The 17,706-nt window shown below is 70.8% G+C and carries 13 protein-coding genes; 2 read left to right on the top strand and 11 right to left on the bottom strand.

Going from position 1 to position 17,706, the window contains the following annotated elements:
- Positions 1–50: 50 nt before the first annotated feature.
- Positions 51–2,270: an NADP-dependent isocitrate dehydrogenase gene (locus D8M34_RS11910; RefSeq protein ID WP_025103789.1), complete on the bottom strand. Its 2,220-nt coding sequence runs from the start codon at positions 2,268–2,270 to the stop codon at positions 51–53.
- Positions 2,271–2,423: 153 nt separating this feature from the next.
- Here D8M34_RS11910 and D8M34_RS11915 point away from each other — a divergent pair, with 153 nt between their 5' ends.
- Complete coding sequence (locus D8M34_RS11915) at positions 2,424–2,882, top strand: GNAT family N-acetyltransferase (RefSeq protein ID WP_025103788.1); 459 nt, start codon at positions 2,424–2,426, stop codon at positions 2,880–2,882.
- 85 nt (positions 2,883–2,967) lie between these two features.
- Here D8M34_RS11915 and D8M34_RS11920 read toward each other — a convergent pair whose 3' ends face one another.
- The 8 genes from D8M34_RS11920 to D8M34_RS11955 all read right to left on the bottom strand — a co-directional run bounded on the left by D8M34_RS11920 (position 2,968) and on the right by D8M34_RS11955 (position 13,759).
- On the bottom strand, positions 2,968–3,789 hold the full coding sequence (locus tag D8M34_RS11920; protein WP_126894108.1) for a hypothetical protein: 822 nt from the start codon (positions 3,787–3,789) through the stop codon (positions 2,968–2,970).
- Between the two features lie 91 nt (positions 3,790–3,880).
- On the bottom strand, positions 3,881–5,692 hold the full coding sequence (locus D8M34_RS11925) for an ABC transporter ATP-binding protein (protein ID WP_060923216.1): 1,812 nt from the start codon (positions 5,690–5,692) through the stop codon (positions 3,881–3,883).
- Positions 5,689–7,635 carry an ABC transporter ATP-binding protein gene (locus D8M34_RS11930; protein WP_238695651.1) on the bottom strand — a complete coding sequence of 649 codons (1,947 nt, stop codon included), beginning with the start codon at positions 7,633–7,635 and terminating at the stop codon, positions 5,689–5,691. Before D8M34_RS11930 ends, D8M34_RS11925 begins: the two co-directional genes overlap by 4 nt.
- 309 nt (positions 7,636–7,944) lie before the next feature.
- Entirely contained in the window at positions 7,945–8,442 is a 498-nt protein-coding gene (locus D8M34_RS11935) for a methylated-DNA--[protein]-cysteine S-methyltransferase (protein ID WP_025103784.1), read from the bottom strand.
- Positions 8,439–9,947, bottom strand: coding sequence for a DNA-3-methyladenine glycosylase 2 family protein (locus D8M34_RS11940; RefSeq protein WP_126894109.1), 1,509 nt, complete (start codon positions 9,945–9,947; stop codon positions 8,439–8,441). The genes D8M34_RS11935 and D8M34_RS11940 overlap by 4 nt, the downstream gene beginning before the upstream one ends.
- A gap of 144 nt (positions 9,948–10,091) precedes the next feature.
- Complete coding sequence (gene purH, locus D8M34_RS11945) at positions 10,092–11,699, bottom strand: bifunctional phosphoribosylaminoimidazolecarboxamide formyltransferase/IMP cyclohydrolase (RefSeq protein ID WP_025103782.1); 1,608 nt, start codon at positions 11,697–11,699, stop codon at positions 10,092–10,094.
- Positions 11,700–11,731: 32 nt separating this feature from the next.
- The gene (gene purN / locus D8M34_RS11950) at positions 11,732–12,319 is read right to left on the bottom strand and encodes a phosphoribosylglycinamide formyltransferase (protein WP_025103781.1); all 588 of its coding nucleotides are present in this window, start codon (positions 12,317–12,319) and stop codon (positions 11,732–11,734) included.
- Between the two features lie 60 nt (positions 12,320–12,379).
- Complete coding sequence (locus D8M34_RS11955) at positions 12,380–13,759, bottom strand: cell division protein PerM (protein WP_025103780.1); 1,380 nt, start codon at positions 13,757–13,759, stop codon at positions 12,380–12,382.
- A 91-nt stretch (positions 13,760–13,850) separates the two neighbouring features.
- Between D8M34_RS11955 and D8M34_RS11960 the strand changes: the two genes are divergently transcribed.
- Positions 13,851–15,317 (top strand): NCS2 family permease, encoded by a 1,467-nt coding sequence (locus tag D8M34_RS11960; RefSeq protein ID WP_126894110.1) that lies wholly within the window; start codon positions 13,851–13,853, stop codon positions 15,315–15,317.
- 253 nt (positions 15,318–15,570) lie between these two features.
- Here D8M34_RS11960 and sucD read toward each other — a convergent pair whose 3' ends face one another.
- Positions 15,571–16,473 (bottom strand): succinate--CoA ligase subunit alpha, encoded by a 903-nt coding sequence (gene sucD / locus D8M34_RS11965; protein WP_025103778.1) that lies wholly within the window; start codon positions 16,471–16,473, stop codon positions 15,571–15,573.
- A gap of 28 nt (positions 16,474–16,501) precedes the next feature.
- The gene (sucC, locus tag D8M34_RS11970; RefSeq protein ID WP_025103777.1) at positions 16,502–17,668 is read right to left on the bottom strand and encodes an ADP-forming succinate--CoA ligase subunit beta; all 1,167 of its coding nucleotides are present in this window, start codon (positions 17,666–17,668) and stop codon (positions 16,502–16,504) included.
- Between the last annotated feature and the right edge of the window lie 38 nt (positions 17,669–17,706).

Raw genomic sequence — 17,706 nt, forward strand, 5'->3', positions numbered from 1 at the left:
AGACAGCAGAAGGGGGCGGATGCCGCAGCATCCGCCCCCTTCTCGTCGTCTCAGCGCAGGGCGTCGACGATCTCGTTGAGCGTCGTGGACGGGCGCATGACCGCCTCGACGAGCTTCTCGTCCGGACGGTAGTAGCCGCCGATCTCCACCGGGGAGCCCTGCACCGCGTTCAGCTCGGAGACGATCGTCTCCTCGTTCGCGGCGAGCTTCTCGGCGATGGGCGCGAAGGCGGCGGCGAGCTCCGGGTCCTTCGTCTGCTTCGCCAGCTCCTGCGCCCAGTACAGGCCGAGGTAGAAGTGGCTTCCGCGGTTGTCGATCGTGCCGAGAGCGCGGCCGGGCGAGCGGTCCTCCTCGAGGAAGGTGCCGGTCGCGGCGTCGAGCGTCTCCGCGAGCACGCGGGCCTTCTCGTTGCCCGTGCGGTCGGCGAAGTGCTCGAGGGAGGCGGCCAGCGCGAAGAACTCGCCCAGCGAGTCCCAGCGCAGGTAGTTCTCCTCGACCAGCTGCTGCACGTGCTTCGGAGCCGAGCCGCCGGCACCCGTCTCGAACAGTCCGCCACCGGCGAGCAGCGGCACGATGGAGAGCATCTTGGCGCTCGTGCCGACCTCGAGGATCGGGAACAGGTCGGTGAGGTAGTCGCGCAGCACGTTGCCGGTCACCGAGATGGTGTCCAGACCGTGACGCATGCGGGCGAGCGTGTACCGCGTCGCCTCCTCCGGCGCGAGGATCGTGATCGTCAGGCCCTTGGTGTCGAGCGTGGCGAGACCCTGGTGCACCTTCGCGATGATCTGCGCGTCGTGCGAGCGGTTCGCGTCGAGCCAGAACACCGCCGGGGCACCCGTCGCGCGGGCACGGCCGACCGCGAGCTTGACCCAGTCCATGACCGGGATGTGCTTGGTCTGCGTCGCACGCCAGATGTCGCCCTTGCCGACCTCGTGCTCGATGAGGACGGTGCCCTCGCTGTCGAGCACCTGGACGATGCCGTCCGCCGCGATCTCGAACGTCTTGTCGTGGCTGCCGTACTCCTCGGCCGCCTGCGCCATGAGGCCTACGTTCGGCACGGTGCCGATCGTGGCGGGGTCGAGCGGGCCGTTCGCGATCACATCGTCGATCACGGCCTGGTAGACGCTCGCGTAGGAGGAGTCGGGGATGACCGCGATCGTGTCGGCCTCCTCGCCGTCCTTGCCCCAGAGCTTCCCGCCGTTGCGGACGAGCGCGGGCATGGACGCGTCGACGATGACATCGCTCGGCACGTGCAGGTTCGTGATCCCCTTGTCGGAGTTCACGTACGACAGGCGCGGCCCTTCGGCGATGGCCTTGTCGAACGCCGCGGCGATCTCCTCGCCACCCGCGACGGTGGCCAGGCCCGCGAGGATCGAGCCGAGGCCGTCGTTCGCGCTGAGTCCGGCCTCGGCGAGCTGGGTGCCGTACTGGTCGAAGACGTCCTTGAAGAACGCCTTCACGACGTGACCGAAGATGATCGGGTCGCTGACCTTCATCATCGTGGCCTTGAGGTGCACCGAGTAGAGCACGTCATCGGCCTTGGCCTCCGCGAGGGTGTCGGCGAGGAACGCGTCCAGCTCCTTCGCGGACAGGAACGTCGCGTCGATGATCTCGCGCGGGAGGACCTTGAGCCCCTCCTTGAGGACCGTGACGGTGCCGTCCTTCGCGGTGTGGCGGAAGGAGAGGACGTCGTCGTGAGCGGCGACCCACGAGCGCTCGTTGTGCTTGAAGTCGTCGTGGCCCAGGGTGGCGACGCGGGTCTTGGAGCCCTCCGCGAACGGCTTGTTGCGGTGCGGGTGCTTCTTGGCGTAGTTCTTCACCGCCAGCGGCGCCCGGCGGTCGCTGTTGCCCTCGCGCAGCACCGGGTTCACGGCGGAGCCCTTGATGCGGTCGTAGCGGGCGCGGATGTCCTTCTCCTCCAGCGACGAGGGCTCGTCCGGGAAGTCGGGGATGTCGTACCCCTGCTGCTGCAGCTCCGCGATGGCCGCCTTGAGCTGCGGGATCGACGCCGAGATGTTCGGCAGCTTGATGATGTTGGCCTCGGGGAGGGTGGCGAGGCCGCCCAGCTCCGCCAGCGCGTCGCCGACCTGCTGCTCGGGGGTGAGCTTCTGCGGGAAGGCGGCGAGGATGCGGCCGGCCAGAGAGATGTCCCGCGTCTCGAACTCGATGCCCGCCTGGCCCGTGTAGGCCTGGACGATCGGCAGGAACGAGGCGGTGGCCAGTGCCGGTGCCTCGTCGGTGTAGGTGTAGATGATGGCGTCGTCGGTCACCGGGAGGTTCTCCGTTCACGAGGTCTATTTGTCTCGATACCAAGATACCTGAGCGGGGTCGGCCCCGAAGCGGCGGCCCCGAGGGAGGCGCCCGGTCCGTGAAAAGTCCTCCCGAGTGATGAATGCGGTGACCGGAGGGGCTAGCCTGGGGACATGTCCGAACTGCGCATGGTCGAACTCTCCGCCGCGACGATCGTCGCCGTGAACAACCTGTCGCTCAAGCCCGGACAGGAGCAGTTCCTCGCCCCCGTCTCGTACGGCATCGCGGCCACCGTCATCAACCCGCAGACCTCCTGGCAGCGGGTGATCCTGGACCGCAACGAGGTCGTGGGCTTCGTGAGCGCCAACTTCGACGACGAGGCCCCGGAGGAGCACTTCCGCTCCGTGCTGTGGCGCATCAACGTCGACGCGGACGACCAGGGTCGCGGCGTCGGCCGCTTCGCCGTGGAGAGTCTCATCGACGAAGCACGCAACCGCGGCGTCGACCACGTCAACGTCATCTACGAAGCCGGCGAGGACGGCCCGGAGGCGTTCTTCCGGCGCGTCGGCTTCACCCCCGTCGGGGAGACGGCCTACGGCGAGGTCATCGCCGAGATCCGGGTCCCCTCCTGAGACCGGCGGCGGGGTCTCGAATCCCCTCCCCCATCGAGACTCCGTCGCCCTCGGATTCCGCCGGGCGGCGCGACCTCGATCCCTCTCAGCGCTGACCGCTGTCGCCGGGAGGCGTGCCCTTCCCCCGACGGCTGTTCCACGCGGCGAGCGCAGACGCGGCAGCTCCGGCCGCCCGGTCGATGGCCTCCGCAGACCGGTGCAGCATGTCCTGCGCGGCGTCCTGCCAGGCCGGAGTCGGCGGCGCCTCCCCCGTCTGCACCTTCGCGGCGTGCTCGGCGGCCTCGAACGCCCGCTCCAGCTCGGCGACGGCGTCGCGGTAGGCCGCGTACTCGGCGGCGGTCACGCGGCCCGTCGTCTGCCGACGCGCCTCGACCGCCGCGCCGGCGGCCCGGAGGTAGGCGGCCGTCTCCGGGCGCTTCACGTCGGTCATCTCGGGGTAGGTGATCTGCAGCGCGGGGTCGGTCTCGTATCGCATCCACCGTGCCGTCACTGCCTCGTGCTCCGCGTACAGGCGCTCCAGCGGCCGCGGGGCGGAGCCGGCGGGGATCGCGACCCGGGCGGCATTCACCCTGACGCGTCGGGCGCGGACGTCGGCCGCCGCCGCCCTGGCATCGCGTTCACGCTCCTTGAGCATGCGCCGGGCGCCGGCCACCTGCTCAGCGCTCGCGCGCTGCGCGGCCCGCTCGGCGGAGACCCTCGCGAGGTCGGCTCGTGCCACCTTCAGCGCCGTCCGTCGGACCACCGCGCGCTGCTGGGCCTCACGGAGGTCGTGCCGCGCGGCGTCGTACTCCAGTCGGCGGCCGCTGCGGGTATTCCGACGACGCACCCCGATCGCGCCCGCGGTCACCCCGGCGGCGGCGGTCGGCGCGAGCCACCACCACTCCGCGACGAGGAGGAAGGGGTCCATCCTTCGATGCTACCGACCGCGGCGCGCCCGCGCCCGGACGCAGCGGCCCCGGCATCCGTGCGGATGCCGGGGCCTCAGTCGCGTCACGACGTCAGACGAGCGTCTCCTGCCAGGCCGCGTGCAGCTGGGCGAACTTCCCGGTGCCGCCGATCAGGGCGGCCGGGGTGTCGTCCTCGATGATCCGGCCGTGTTCCATCACGAGCACACGGTCCGCGATCGCCACCGTCGACAGCCGGTGCGCGATGATGATCGCCGTCCGGTCGGCCAGCAGCGTCTGCAGCGCATCCTGGATCAGCCGCTCGGACGGGATGTCCAGCGAGGCCGTCGCCTCGTCGAGGATCAGCACCGCCGGGTCGGCGAGGAAGGCGCGGGCGAACGAGATGAGCTGGCGCTGCCCCGCCGAGACACGACCGCCGCGCTTGTTCACGTCGGTGTCGTACCCGTCCGGCAGCGCCGAGATGAACGCGTCGGCGCCCACCGCCCGTGCCGCCTCGCGGATCTCATCGAGCGTCGCGTCCGGGCGCCCGAGCGCGATGTTGTCGGCGACGGTCCCGCTGAACAGGTACGCCTCCTGCGTGACCATGACGATCGCGCGGCGGAGATCCTTCGGGTGCAGCGACCGCAGATCGACGCCGTCGAGCGTCACCGTCCCCGCGGACGGGTCGTAGAACCGCGAGATGAGCTTGGCCAGCGTGGACTTGCCCGCCCCCGTCGTCCCGACCAGCGCGATGGTCTGCCCGGCCGGGATGTCGAGCGAGAAGTTCGGCAGGATCGTCTTGTCCTCGTTGTACGCGAACGTGACCTCGTCGAAGCGGATGTGCCCGCGGGACTCCCAGAGGTCGACCGGCTTCTCGGGGTCCGGCACCGTCGGGACCTCCTCCAGGACGCCCGACACCTTCTCCAGCGCCGCGGTGGCGGACTGATAGGAGTTGAGGAACATCGCGATCTCCTGCATCGGAGCGAAGAAGTTGCGCACGTAGAGCACGGCGGACAGCAGCACGCCGACCGTCAGCGCTCCCTCCGAGACCCGGATGCCGCCCCACAGCACGACGACCCCGAGCACGAGCGCCGCGACGCCCATGAGGCCCGGCTCGAACGTGCCGAACAGCAGCATCGAGCGACGGTTCACGTCCCGGTACTCGCCGGCCACGCCCTGGAAGGCCTCGTCGTTGCGCGGCTCCTTCCGGAAGGCTTTGACCGCGCGGATGCCCGTCATGGTCTCCACGAACTGGACGATCACCTTCGCGCTGATCACCCGGGACTCGCGGTACACGAGCTGCGAGCGCGAGTAGAACCAGCGCATGAGGAAGAACAGCGGCACGCCGCCGATCGCGAGGATGAGACCGGACTGCCAGTCCCACACGCACAGCGCGATGAAGGTGAAGACACCGAAGAGCACGCCGGAGACGAGCTCGTTCAGGCCGCCGTCGAGGAGCTCCTTGATGGAGTCCAGGTCGCTCGTCTGGCGCGAGATGATCCGCCCCGAGGTGTACGACTCGTGGAACTCCAGGCTCAGGCGCTGGGTGTGCAGGAAGATGCGCTTGCGCAGGTCCAGCAGGACGGCCTGGGTCAGCTTCGCCGCGATGATGACGTACCAGGCGATGAGCACGGCGGCGAGAGCACCCGCGAGCAGGTAGATCCCGCCGACGACGAACGTCGGCATCCAGTCGGCGTCGTCGAGCACCGCGGGGAGCGCCCGGTCGAGGCCGATGCTGATGAGGATCGGCCCCGCCACCTGCAGCGCCGTCGAGATGACGAGCACGGTCGCGGCGAGCACGATCTGCGGCTTGAGCGGACGCACGAGCGAGCCGAGCAGCCGCAGCGAGCGGCGGCGGATCGCCCTGCTCTCCTCCGTGGTGAGGCGGGAGCGGTCCTCGTCCTGGGTTCCGGTGAGGGAGCTCATCGCTGCACCTCCTCTCCTGCGAATCGGGGGGCGCCTCCCGGCGCCTCGTCATCCGCCTCCTCGCGGATGCCGTCCTGCACGGTCTCGTGGATCTCGGCCTGCTCGTCGCGGATGATCGGGATGGCCCCGGTGCGGGCGGCCTCCTCGGCTTCCAGACTGGAGATGACGTGCCTGTAGTGCCGGCTCGTCCTCAGCAGCTCGGCGTGCGTGCCGACGGCGGTGATCCGGCCGTCCTCGAGCAGCGCCACGCGATCGGCGAGGGCCACGGTGGACGGACGATGCGCGACGATCATCGCGGTGGTGTCGGCGAGCACGTGCCGCAGCGCCTCCTCGACGAGCGCCTCGGTGTCGACGTCCAGCGCCGACAGCGGATCGTCGAGGACGAGCACGCGGGGGTTGGCGGCCACGGCGCGGGCCAGGGCGAGCCGCTGGCGCTGTCCGCCGGACAGGCTCAGCCCCTCCTCGCCGATCACCGTCTCGACGCCCTCGGGGAGCGTGTCGACGAAGGCGGCCTGCGCCACGTCGAGCGCCTCGCGCAGGACGCGCTCGGCTTCGGGGCTGTGCACGTCGAGGTCGGCGCGCCCGAGCAGGACGTTCTCACGGACCGACGCCGAGAAGAGCGTCGCGTCCTCGAACGCCATCGCGATGTGCTCCCGGAGCTCGGCGAGCGTCAGGTCGCGCACGTCGACGCCGTCGAGAGTGACCCGGCCTCCCGTCACGTCGTACAACCGCGTCGGCAGCGTCGTCAGCGTCGTCTTGCCGCTGCCGGTGAGGCCCACGAGCGCCATGGTCTCGCCCGGCCGCAGCACGAGGTCGATGCCGTCGAGCAGGTCCCGCTCGTCGGCGGACGCGTCCTGGTACCGGAAGTGCGCGTTCTCGAACGCGAGCTCGCCGCGCGGGTTCTCGATGTGCACCGGGTTCTCCGGATCGGTGATGGTGTTCGTCTCCGAGAAGATGTCGAAGACGCGGTCCGTCGCCGTGCGCGCGTCGAGCATGAACGAGAACAGGAAGCCGATCGACTCGATCGGCCAGCGCAGCACGACGGCCATCGCGAAGAAGGCGAAGAGCTCCGCCGACGTGATCGCGTCCTGCGAGATGAGCCAGATGCCCGACATGAGGCTGAGGCCGAAGGCGATCTGCGGCATGAGGTCGAGCCAGAACCAGATCGAGGCGATGGCCCCGGCCTTGCTCATCTCGGTCTCGCGCAGCGTCTCCGCCTGACGGCTGAAGCGGCGGAGGGCGTGCGTGCCGCGGCCGAACGCCTTGAGCACGCGGATGCCGTGCACGCTCTCCTCGACGCTGGTGGCGAGATCGCCCGCCTGGTCCTGGCTGCGGCGGGTGAGCGCGCCGTAGCGCTTCTCGAAGAGGTAGCCGCGGATCCACAGCGGGACCGCCGTCACGAGGAAGATCGTGCCCAGCAGCCAGTGCCAGCGGAACAGCAGCACCGAGCCGATGAGGATCGTCAGCACGTTCACGACGAGGAGCACGAGGCCGAAGGCGAGCCACCGGCGGATGAGGCCGATGTCCTGCATCATGCGGCTCAGCAGCTGCCCGGACTGCCACCGGTCGTGGAACGCGACGGGAAGCGTCTGCAGGCGCGCGTATAGCTCGGTGCGCATGCGGTACTCCACCTGCGTGGCGGGGAAGAGCACGAACTGCCGGCGGAGCCACACCATGAGCGCCTCGCCGAGGCCGAGGGCGAACACGGCGAGCGCTCCCCAGATGATCGCGTCGAGCGCTCCGGACTGCACCGGCCCGCCGATGATCTGCTCGAGCACGATGGGGATCATCAGGGCGATGAGCGCGGCCGCGAGCGCGCTGGCGGCACCGCCGGCGAGGCGCCAGATGACGGGCTTCACGAACGGCTTGAGCCGCCACAGCGCGGCGGGCGTGGAGAGGGAGGACGAGGGGGACGGGTTCTGCGCGGAAGACGAGGAAGACATGTCTCTCAGAGGAGTCGAAGGGGAGAAGAGCGGGGGAACGGATGCGAGAGCGGGCTCACGGAGCCCGGCATCCGGTGCAGAAAGGGGGGGCGGAGGCTCTAGGAGAGCGGGCGCGCCGGGGTCGAGCCGAGGGTGGCGATCCGCGCGGTGGCGATCGTGGTCATGGTGTCCTCCTCAAGGGCTCGGCGAGGTCGTCCGGTTGGCGCGACAGCCCATCAGCCTATTCCTGTGAACCAGCTGAGCGCAAGGGGAATTCCCGGGACGCCGAAGAGCCCGCTCCGTGCGGGGCGGGCTCCTCGGATCGGAATGTCAGCGGGCGGCGCGCTCCCGCGCCAGAAGGCTCTCCTTCACCGGGAGCCCCCACGCGAAGCCGCCGAGGGAGCCGTCCGTGCGGAGCACCCGATGGCAGGGCACGAACAGCGCCGGGGCGTTGCGGGCGCAGATCGACGCCGCCGCCCGCACCGCCTGCGGGTTGCCGAGCCGGGCCGCGAAGCCGGTGTAGGTCAGGGGCTGCCCCGGCGCGATGCCGCGGAGCGCCGCCCAGCCGGCGAGCTGGAGGGCGGTGCCCGTCTGCGCGACGGCGACCCCGTCGATCGCCGCGACGTCACCCGCGTAGTACGCGCCGACCGCGCCGGCCGCCTCCGTCTCCGCGTCGCGCACGGCGTCGGGGCGGACGCGGGCGGGAAGACGTCCGAGGATCGCCTCGACGTCGTCGGTCCACCCGGACACGAGCACCCGCTGGCGCTCGTCGGCGAGGATCGTGAAGGGACCATCGGGGGTGTCGAGGGTCTGGATGAGAGCGGTCATGAGGTCTCCTCGGTGTCGGATGCGATGTCGCGGGCGGACCGGACGGCGGATCTGCGCCGCGGTCCGGCGGGACGGATCGGGGCGGCACGCCACAGATGCGCGCTGAGGTAGCTCCGCCACGGTGCGGTGCGCTCCGCCCAGGCGGTGAGGGTCTTCGGGTCGGCGGGCAGCCCGGAGGCCGCGGCACCGGCACGGAGAGCCACGTCGCCGGGGAGCAGCACGTCCGGATCGCCGAGCACCCGCATCCGCACGTAATCGGCGGTCCAGGGTCCGATCCCCGGCATCGCGAGGAGGGCGGCGCGCTGCGTCGGGCCGTCATCGCCCACGGTGAGGGTCAGGCTCCCGTCCGCCAGGGCCGCGGCGGCTCCCGTCACGGCGCGGATCCGGGCGGCGGGGCCGCGCAGCACCTCCGCCCCGTGCTCCGCGATGGCCGACATCGTCGGGAACAGCAGGCCGTCGGGGGTCCGCTCCCCCAGCGCGTCGGTGAGGGCGGTGAGCGCGGTGCGGGCGGCGACGACCGTGATCTGCTGCCCGATCATCGCGCGGATGAGCATCTCGTGCGGATCGGCAGCCCCGGGCACGCGGATGCCGGGGGTCCGCGCCACGAGGGGGGCGAGGGGCGGGTGCGCGGCCAGGGCCTCGTCGACCGCGAGCGGGTCGGCGTCGAGGTCGAAGATGCGGCGTGCGGTGGCCACCAGCGGCGCGAGGTCGCCGAGCTGCGCGACGCAGGCCCGGAGATGCAGCCGCTCCGTCTCCTCCTGACGCACCTCGAACCACGCGGGGCCGCCCGGCATCCGGAGATGACGGGAGAACGACGTCGCCGTGGCCTCCTCGACGCCCGTCACGGCTCGCGCGGCCATCCACGCGAAGACTCCGGCCGCATCCAGGGGGCCCCGGTACGGCAGGACGAGGTCGATCGTGCCGGGTACGGCCGCGGAGGGCATGCGGCGGCGGGCACGCAGCTCCCCCGGCGTGAGACCGAACACCTCGCGGATCGTGTCGTTGCCCTGACGGACGCTGTGGAAACCGGCGGCGAAGGCGACGTCCGCGATGGGCATGTCGGTGCCCACGAGGAGCATGCGGGCCGTGTGGGCGCGGTGCGCTCGCGCGAGTGCGAGCGGTCCGGCGCCGAGCTCGGTCGTCAGCAGCCGCGTGAGGTGACGGCTCGAGTAGCCGAGTCGCGACGCGAGTCCTGGCACACCCTCGCGCTCGACCACGCCGGACGCGATCAGGCGCATGGCCCGCGCGGCCGTGTCTCCGCGGACGTCCCACGCGGGCGACCCGGGGGCGGCCTCCGGCAGGCACCGCTTGCACGCGCGGTAGCCGGCCTCGTGCGCCGCGGCACTCGTCGGATAGAACGTGACGTTCTGCGGCTTCGGCGTGCGGGCCGGGCAGCTGGGCCGGCAGTAGATCCCCGTCGAGCGCACGGCGGTGACGAACTGCCCGTCGAAGCGGGTGTCCCGAGCGCTGATCGCCCGGTAGCGCTCGTCGAAGGAGGGGCTCATGTCCTCCACTCTCTCATCCCCGCACGGCTACGGCTGGCGGAAATCGGACATCGCGGTTCCTTCCCCGAGACCCCGCCTACGCGGCGAGGCCCCGGCGTGCAGACGTGCGCACGCCGGGGCCTCGGCGGAAGACCGGGGGCTCGATCAGTGGAAGAAGTGACGCTCCCCCGTGAAGAACATCGTGACGCCGGCCTTGCGCGCGGCATCGACGACCTCCTCGTCCCGCACGGAGCCGCCGGGCTGCACGATCGCCGTGACACCCGCGTCGATGAGCACCTGGGCACCGTCCGCGAACGGGAAGAACGCGTCGGAGGAGGCGACGGATCCGGCGGCACGATCTCCCGCACGCTCCACCGCGAGGCGGCACGAGTCGACGCGGTTGACCTGGCCCATGCCGACGCCGACCGTCGCGTTGTCCTTCGCCAGCACGATCGCGTTCGACTTCACGGCCCGGCAGGCCTTCCACGCGAAGATCAGGTTCTCCATCTCCTCGTCGCTCGGGCGCTCCCCCGACACGAGCTCCCAGTTCTTGGCGACGGAGACGATGTCGTCCGGGAAGCGGTCCGCGTCCTGGAGCAGGAGGCCGCCGGACACGAGGCGCACGTCCATGCGCTCCTGCTGCCAGTCCTCGGGGAGCTGCAGCAGACGCAGGTTCTTCTTCGCCTTGAACACCTCGAGGGCCGCGGGCTCGAACGACGGCGCGACGATGACCTCGGTGAAGATGTCCTTGAGGTTCTCGGCCATCTTCAGCGTCACGGTGCCGTTCGCGGCGATCACGCCGCCGTACGCCGACACGGGGTCGCACTCGTGGGCGCGGAGGTGCGCGCTGGCGATCGGGTCGAGGGCGTTCGGCGCGGTCGTGGCGATCCCGCACGGGTTCGCGTGCTTGATGATCGCCACCGCCGGCTTGACCATGTCGTAGGCGGCGCGCAGGGCGGCGTCCGCGTCGACGTAGTTGTTGTACGACATCTCCTTGCCCTGCAGCTGCGTGGCCTGGGCGATGCCGTGGCCGCCCGCGCGGGTGTAGATGGCGCCGCGCTGGTGGGAGTTCTCGCCGTAGCGGAGCGTGGCGAGGCGCTCGGCCTGGATCGTCAGGTGCGCCGGGAGGTCGCCCGGGTCGTTGAGGGTGCCCTCGGCGAACCACTGCGCGACGGCCGTGTCGTAGGCCGCAGTGTGCGCGAACGCCCGCGCCGCGAGCTCCCGCCGCTGGGCGAGCGAGGTGCCGCCCTGCGCCACGGCCGCGATGATCGCCGGGTAGGACTGCGGCGACACGACGATCGCGACGTTGGCGTGGTTCTTCGCGGCCGCGCGCACCATGGCGGGGCCGCCGATGTCGATCTGCTCCACCACGTCGTCGCCCTCGGCGCCGGAGGCCACGGTCTCCACGAACGGGTAGAGGTTGACGACGACGAGCTCGAACGGCGCGATGTCGAGGTCGGCGAGCTGCCGCTCGTGGTCCTCCAGGCGCAGGTCGGCGAGCAGGCCTCCGTGCACCTTCGGGTGCAGCGTCTTGACCCGGCCGTCGAGCATCTCGGCGACACCGGTGACCGCGGCGACGTCGGTCACCTCGAAGCCGGCGTCGCGGATGGTGGACGCCGTCGACCCGGTCGAGACGATCTCGACGCCCGCCTCGGCGAGCGCGGCGGCGAGCACGAGCAGGTCGGTCTTGTCGCTGACCGAGACGAGAGCGCGCCGGATCGGCACGGTGTCGCGATCGCGGTAGAGCGTGGGGTCGTGGCGGGGGCCGGCCATGATGGGCTCCTTCGTGCGGGGGCGTCGGGGGGTCAGGGGGCGGAGGTCAGGGCGAGGTCGCCGGTCGCGATGCGCCGGACGACGTCGATGAGCAGCCGGCGCTCGACCGGCTTGATGCGCTCGTGCAGCGTGTGCTCGGTGTCGTCGGCCCGGATCGGCACGCGCTCCTGGGCGAGGATGGGGCCGGTGTCGACCCCGTCGTCCACGACGATCACGCTGGCGCCCGTCTCCCGGACGCCCGCGGCGAGGGCGTCGCGGACGCCGTGCGCTCCGGGGAACTCCGGGAGGTACGCGGGATGGGTGTTGATGATCCGCGGCGCATAGGCGGCGACGAGGGAGGACGGCAGCAGCCGCATGAGGCCGCTGAGCACCACGAGGTCCGGCGACCACACGGCGAGCTGACGGCCCAGCTCCTCGCCCCACGCCTCGCGGCTCTCGTGCTCGTGCCACGGCACGGTGAAGCTGGGGATGCCGAACTCCTCGGCATGGGCCAGCCCGTCGGCTTCGCGATCCGCCCCGACGACGACGACACGCGCCGGGAAATCGGGGTGACGAGCGGCCTCGAGGAGGGCGCGAAGGTTCGAGCCGGCGCCCGAGATGAGTACGGCGACCGTGAGCACGCGCCCAGTCTACCGGCGTGCCGCACAGGCGCCGTCCCGACCGCGGGGCGGGCAGGGCCGCTAGGGGCGATCGTCCTCGACGGGTCCGCGCGGTGTCCCGCGGTCGCGCAGCGCGTCCAGTGGCGCGGTGTCTTCGGAGGACGGAAAGCCCGGGTGCGGGCTCCGGTCGTCGCCGGCGTCCTCGGAGGTCAGCGTGGACATCTCGGCGATCCAGCGGTCCGTGCGCTCCTCGGCGAGTTCATCCCGGTGACGGGGCGACAGCAGCAGGATCGCCGCACCCACGAGGACCTCCGCGCCGAGGGACAGCGCGAACGGCAGCACCGCCGGACCGACCGTCCCGAGGCGTCCCGGCCCCATCGACCCGTTCGCGAACATCGCGGCGAGCGCGGCGACACCGGCCGCGACCGCAGCGATCCCCACGGCGATCACGGTCCGCTGCGGGATGCCGAGCGGTGTCCCCTCCCACACCAGACGCGAGCGGACGGCCCACCCCGCGAACGCACCGGCGGCCACGGGGATCAGGACCACGATGAGCATCCAGATCGAGGAGTTCTCCGGCAGCAGGCCGAACGCCGGGATGCCGGGCACGACGCCGAGCTGGGTGCCGGCGGGCGACACCGCGGTCCCCGCACCGACCGCGAACCCGGGCCCGGCCAGCCACGCGGCAGCCCACACCACGAAGGTCGGCAGATACGCGAGCTGCCCGAGGGTCAGCACGGTCGCGCCGAGGGCGTCGACCCGCGCCGCCTGGAACAGCGCGACGACCTCTCCACCGCGCGTGAGGACCGACAGGGCGACGGCCAACGCGGCGGCTCCCGTCACGCCCACGAGCGCGAACGCGGCGCCGCGCACGATCGAGGAGGGCACCGGCGCCCAGTCCTCCCTGGCGTCCAGGACGTCATGGACACGGTCGAGCAGTCCGCCGTCGCCGTCCTCCCATGCCACCCGCACGGCGCCGCACACCGCGCCCACGAGGTACACAGCGGGCGGCAGCAAGATCGCGAGAGCCAGCGGGACCCGCGCGGCCCCGAGCGCCGATGTGAGGGCGACGACCGTGGAGATGACGGCGAAGACGACGGTCCCCGACAGCGACCCCAGAAGCCATGCCCCGGAGCGCGCCGCGCGGCCCCCGGAGCGCGCGGCGAAGAGCAGGGTGAGGAGCAGGAAGGCCAGCGGCGTGACCGAGACGACGAACCGCGCGGCGTCTGCGGGGATCGCCAGGGCGACGAGCAGCGTGTCCGGGATCGTGATCTCCAGGGGGACGCCGTGGCCGAACTCCCAGAGCGTGCCGGTGAGCGGCCAGAGTGCGCCCCAGTCGGCCGTGATCCCGAAGGCCAGCGTCCAGAGGAGCGTCAACGGCGCCAGCAGCACGACGAGCCCGATGGCCGCCGCGATGGCGGCATCGAGGGCGGCGAGGAGCGCGACGAGGAGGCGTTGCATAGCGCTTCCGAGACTACGACGAGTTCCTTCCCGTCCCCCGTGGGCGCGCGCGGGGGCGGCGACACGGTAGCGTTTCTCCGGAGGTTTCCCGATGACAACTGCCCCGCCCGCCCCGGCGTCCACCGGTACCCTGGACCGCTTCTTCGAGATCAGCAAGCGCGGATCGACGATCGGCACCGAGATCCGTGGAGGCCTCGTGACGTTCGTCACGATGGCCTACATCGTGATCCTGAACCCGATCATCCTGTCCGGAAAGCCGGACGTCGCCGGCGACATGCTCGACTTCAACGCCGTCGGCGCCGCGACGGCCCTGACCGCCGGCGTCATGACGATCCTCTTCGGCGTCGTCACCCGTCTGCCGTTCGGCTTCGCCGCCGGTCTCGGCATCAACGCCTTCGTCGCGTTCTCCGTCGTCGGCCAGGTCACCTGGCCCGAGGCGATGGCGCTCGTGATGATCAACGGCGTCGTGATCGTGCTCCTCGCCGCCACCGGGCTGCGGAAGGCGATCTTCGACGCCGTACCGTTCCAGCTGAAGATCGCGATCACGGTCGGCATCGGCCTCTTCATCGCGTTCATCGGGTTCGTCAACTCCGGCTTCGTCACCGCGACCGGCGCCTCGTCCCCGCCCGTCGGCCTCGGCGTCAACGGCTCCGTGGCCACCGTGCCGAGCCTGCTGTTCGTGATCACGCTGCTGCTCACCGGCATCCTCGTCGCACTCCGCATCAAGGGCGGCATGCTCATCGGCCTCATCGGCGGCACCGTGCTCGCGGTCGTCGTCGAGGCGATCTGGCACATCGGCGCCCGCGGCGTCGACGATGAGGGCAATGTCGTCAACCCCGGCGGCTGGGGTCTCACCGTCCCGGCACTGAACGGCTCCCCCGTCAGCGTCCCCGACCTGAGCCTCATCGGCGCCGTCGACTTCTCGTTCGACCTCGGCAAGGTCAGCCTCGTCGCGCTCGTGATGATCGTCTTCACGCTCCTCTTCACGAACTTCTTCGACGCCATGGGCACCATGACGGGCCTGGCGAAGGAGGCGAACCTCGCCGACGACAACGGCGACTTCCCGCGCATCAAGTCGGCGCTGGTGGTCGAGGGCGTCGGCGCGATCGCCGGTGGTGCGACCTCGTCGTCCTCCAGCACGGTCTTCATCGAGTCCGGCGCCGGCATCGGCGAGGGCGCCCGCACGGGACTGGCGAACGTCGTGACGGGCATCGTGTTCCTCATCGCGATGTTCCTCACCCCGCTGACCTCGATCGTCCCGACCGAGATCGCCGCCGCGGCCCTGATCATCGTCGGTGCGATGATGATGGCCCAGATCCGGCACATCGACTTCGGCGACTTCCGGGTGCTGCTGCCGGTGTTCCTCACGGTCTCCGTCATGCCGCTGACGTACTCGATCGCCAACGGCATCGGCGCGGGCTTCGTGAGCTGGGTGCTCATCCACGCCTTCTCCGGCAAGGCCAAGACCATCAGCCCGCTGCTGTGGGTGGTCGGCGCCGGCTTCCTCATCTTCTTCGCCCGCGGTCCCATCGAGGCCCTCTTCGGCGTCGGGATCTAACCCCGCTTCGAATCGCGCAAATGGCCCCATTCCGACACGGAATGGGGCCATTTGCGCGACTTGAGGGAGGTGGGAGCTCCACCGTCAGGAGGAGTGGGCCGGGGCAGACGGCTCGCCGGAATCGCGTGATTGGTCCCATTCGGCCGCGGAATGGGACCATTTGCGCGACTTGAGGGAGGGGCCGGCAGGAACCGGGGGTATGACGAAGGCCCCGGGGTGGAGCCCGGGGCCTTCAGGTCAAGCGTAGCTCAGATCAGAGCGACTCGATGATCTCGCGCATGAGAGCGGCGGTCTCGGACGGCGTCTTGCCGACCTTGACGCCGGCGGCCTCGAGGGCCTCCTTCTTCGCCTGCGCGGTACCGGCCGAGCCGGAGACGATCGCACCGGCGTGACCCATGGTCTTGCCCTCGGGGGCCGTGAAGCCCGCGACGTAGCCGACGACGGGCTTGGTGACGTTCGCCTTGATGTACTCGGCCGCACGCTCCTCGGCGTCGCCGCCGATCTCGCCGATCATGACGATGGCCTTGGTCTCGGGGTCGGCCTCGAACGCAGCGAGCGCGTCGATGTGCGTGGTACCGATGACCGGGTCGCCGCCGATGCCGATGGCGGTCGAGAAGCCGAGGTCGCGCAGCTCGAACATCATCTGGTAGGTCAGGGTGCCCGACTTCGACACGAGACCGATCGGGCCCTTGCCGGTGATGTTGGCGGGCGTGATGCCGACGAGCGCCTCACCGGGGGTGATGATGCCGGGGCAGTTCGGCCCGATGATGCGGGTCTTGTTGCCCTTGCTCTGCGCGTAGGCCCAAGCCTCGGCCGAGTCGCCCACGGGGACGCCCTCGGTGATGACGACGAGCAGCGGGATCTCGGCGTCGATGGCCTCGATCATCGCGTCCTTCGTGAAGGCGCCGGGGACGAAGGCGATCGACACGTCGGCGCCGGTCTCCTTCATGGCCTCGGCGACCGAGCCGAAGACGGGGAGCTCGACGGCGTTGCCGTCCTTGTCCGTGTGCGAGACCGTGGTGCCGGCCTTGCGGGCGTTGACGCCGCCGACGACCTGGGTGCCGGCCTTGAGCATCAGCGCGGTGTGCTTGGTGCCCTCGCCGCCGGTGATGCCCTGGACGATGACCTTGGAGTCCTTGTTGAGGTAGATCGACATGTTCTGTTCCTTAAATCCTGTCGAAGCGTCAGGCGTTGGCGAGCTCGGCGGCCTTGTCGGCGCCCTCGTCCATCGTGGCGGCCAGGGTCACGAGCGGGTGCGCGTAGTCGGCGAGGATCGCACGACCTTCGTCCACGCGGTTGCCGTCGAGGCGGACGACGAGCGGCTTGGAAGCCGTGTCACCCAGCGTCTCGAGGGCGCCCTTGATGCCGTTGGCGACGGCGTCGCACGCCGTGATGCCACCGAACACGTTGACGAACACGCTCTTGACCTGCGGGTCACCGAGGATGACGTCGAGGCCGGCGGCCATGACCTCGGCCGAGGCGCCGCCGCCGATGTCGAGGAAGTTGGCGGGCTTGACGCCGTTGTGGTTCTCACCGGCGTAGGCGACGACGTCGAGCGTCGACATGACCAGGCCCGCGCCGTTGCCGATGATGCCGACCTCGCCGTCGAGCTTGACGTAGTTCAGGCCGGACGCCTTGGCCTTGGCCTCGAGCGGGTCGGCGGCGTCCTTGTCCTCGAGCGCCTCGTGCTCGGGGTGGCGGATCTCGGAGGCGTTGTCGTCGAGCGTGACCTTGCCGTCGAGCGCGATGATGTCGCCGTCTTCGGTGCGGACGAGCGGGTTGACCTCGACGAGCGTCGCGTCCTCACCCTTGTAGACGTCGTAGAGCTTCACGAACACGTCGGAAACCTTCTCGACGAGGTCCTCCGGGAAGTTCGCGGCGCGGGCGATCTCGACCGCCTTCTCCTTGTCGATGCCGGTCAGCGGGTTGACCTCGACGCGCGCGAGCGCCTCGGGCTTCTCGACGGCGAGCTGCTCGATCTCCATGCCGCCCTCGACGGAGCAGAGGGAGAGGTAGGAGCGGTTGGCACGGTCGAGCAGCACGGAGAAGTAGAACTCCTCGGCGATGCGGGCGCCCTGCGCGACCATGACGCGCTTGACGACGTGCCCCTTGATGTCGAGCCCGAGGATGGCCTTCGCGGCCTCGTACGCCTCGTCGGGGGTCTTGGCGACCTTGACACCGCCGGCCTTGCCGCGGCCTCCGGTCTTGACCTGGGCCTTGACGACCACGACACCGCCGATCTTCTCGGCAGCCGCCTTCACCTCCTCGGGGGTGTCCGCGACGATGCCGGCGAGGACCGGCACTCCGTACTTCTCGAAAACGTCTCGTGCCTGGTACTCGTACAGATCCACTGTGCTTCCTTCACTGGGCTGCGGTCTGGTCTGGTGAT

The organism is Microbacterium sp. HSID17254 (assembly GCF_003989315.1).
Taxonomy (GTDB): Bacteria; Actinomycetota; Actinomycetes; order Actinomycetales; family Microbacteriaceae; genus Microbacterium.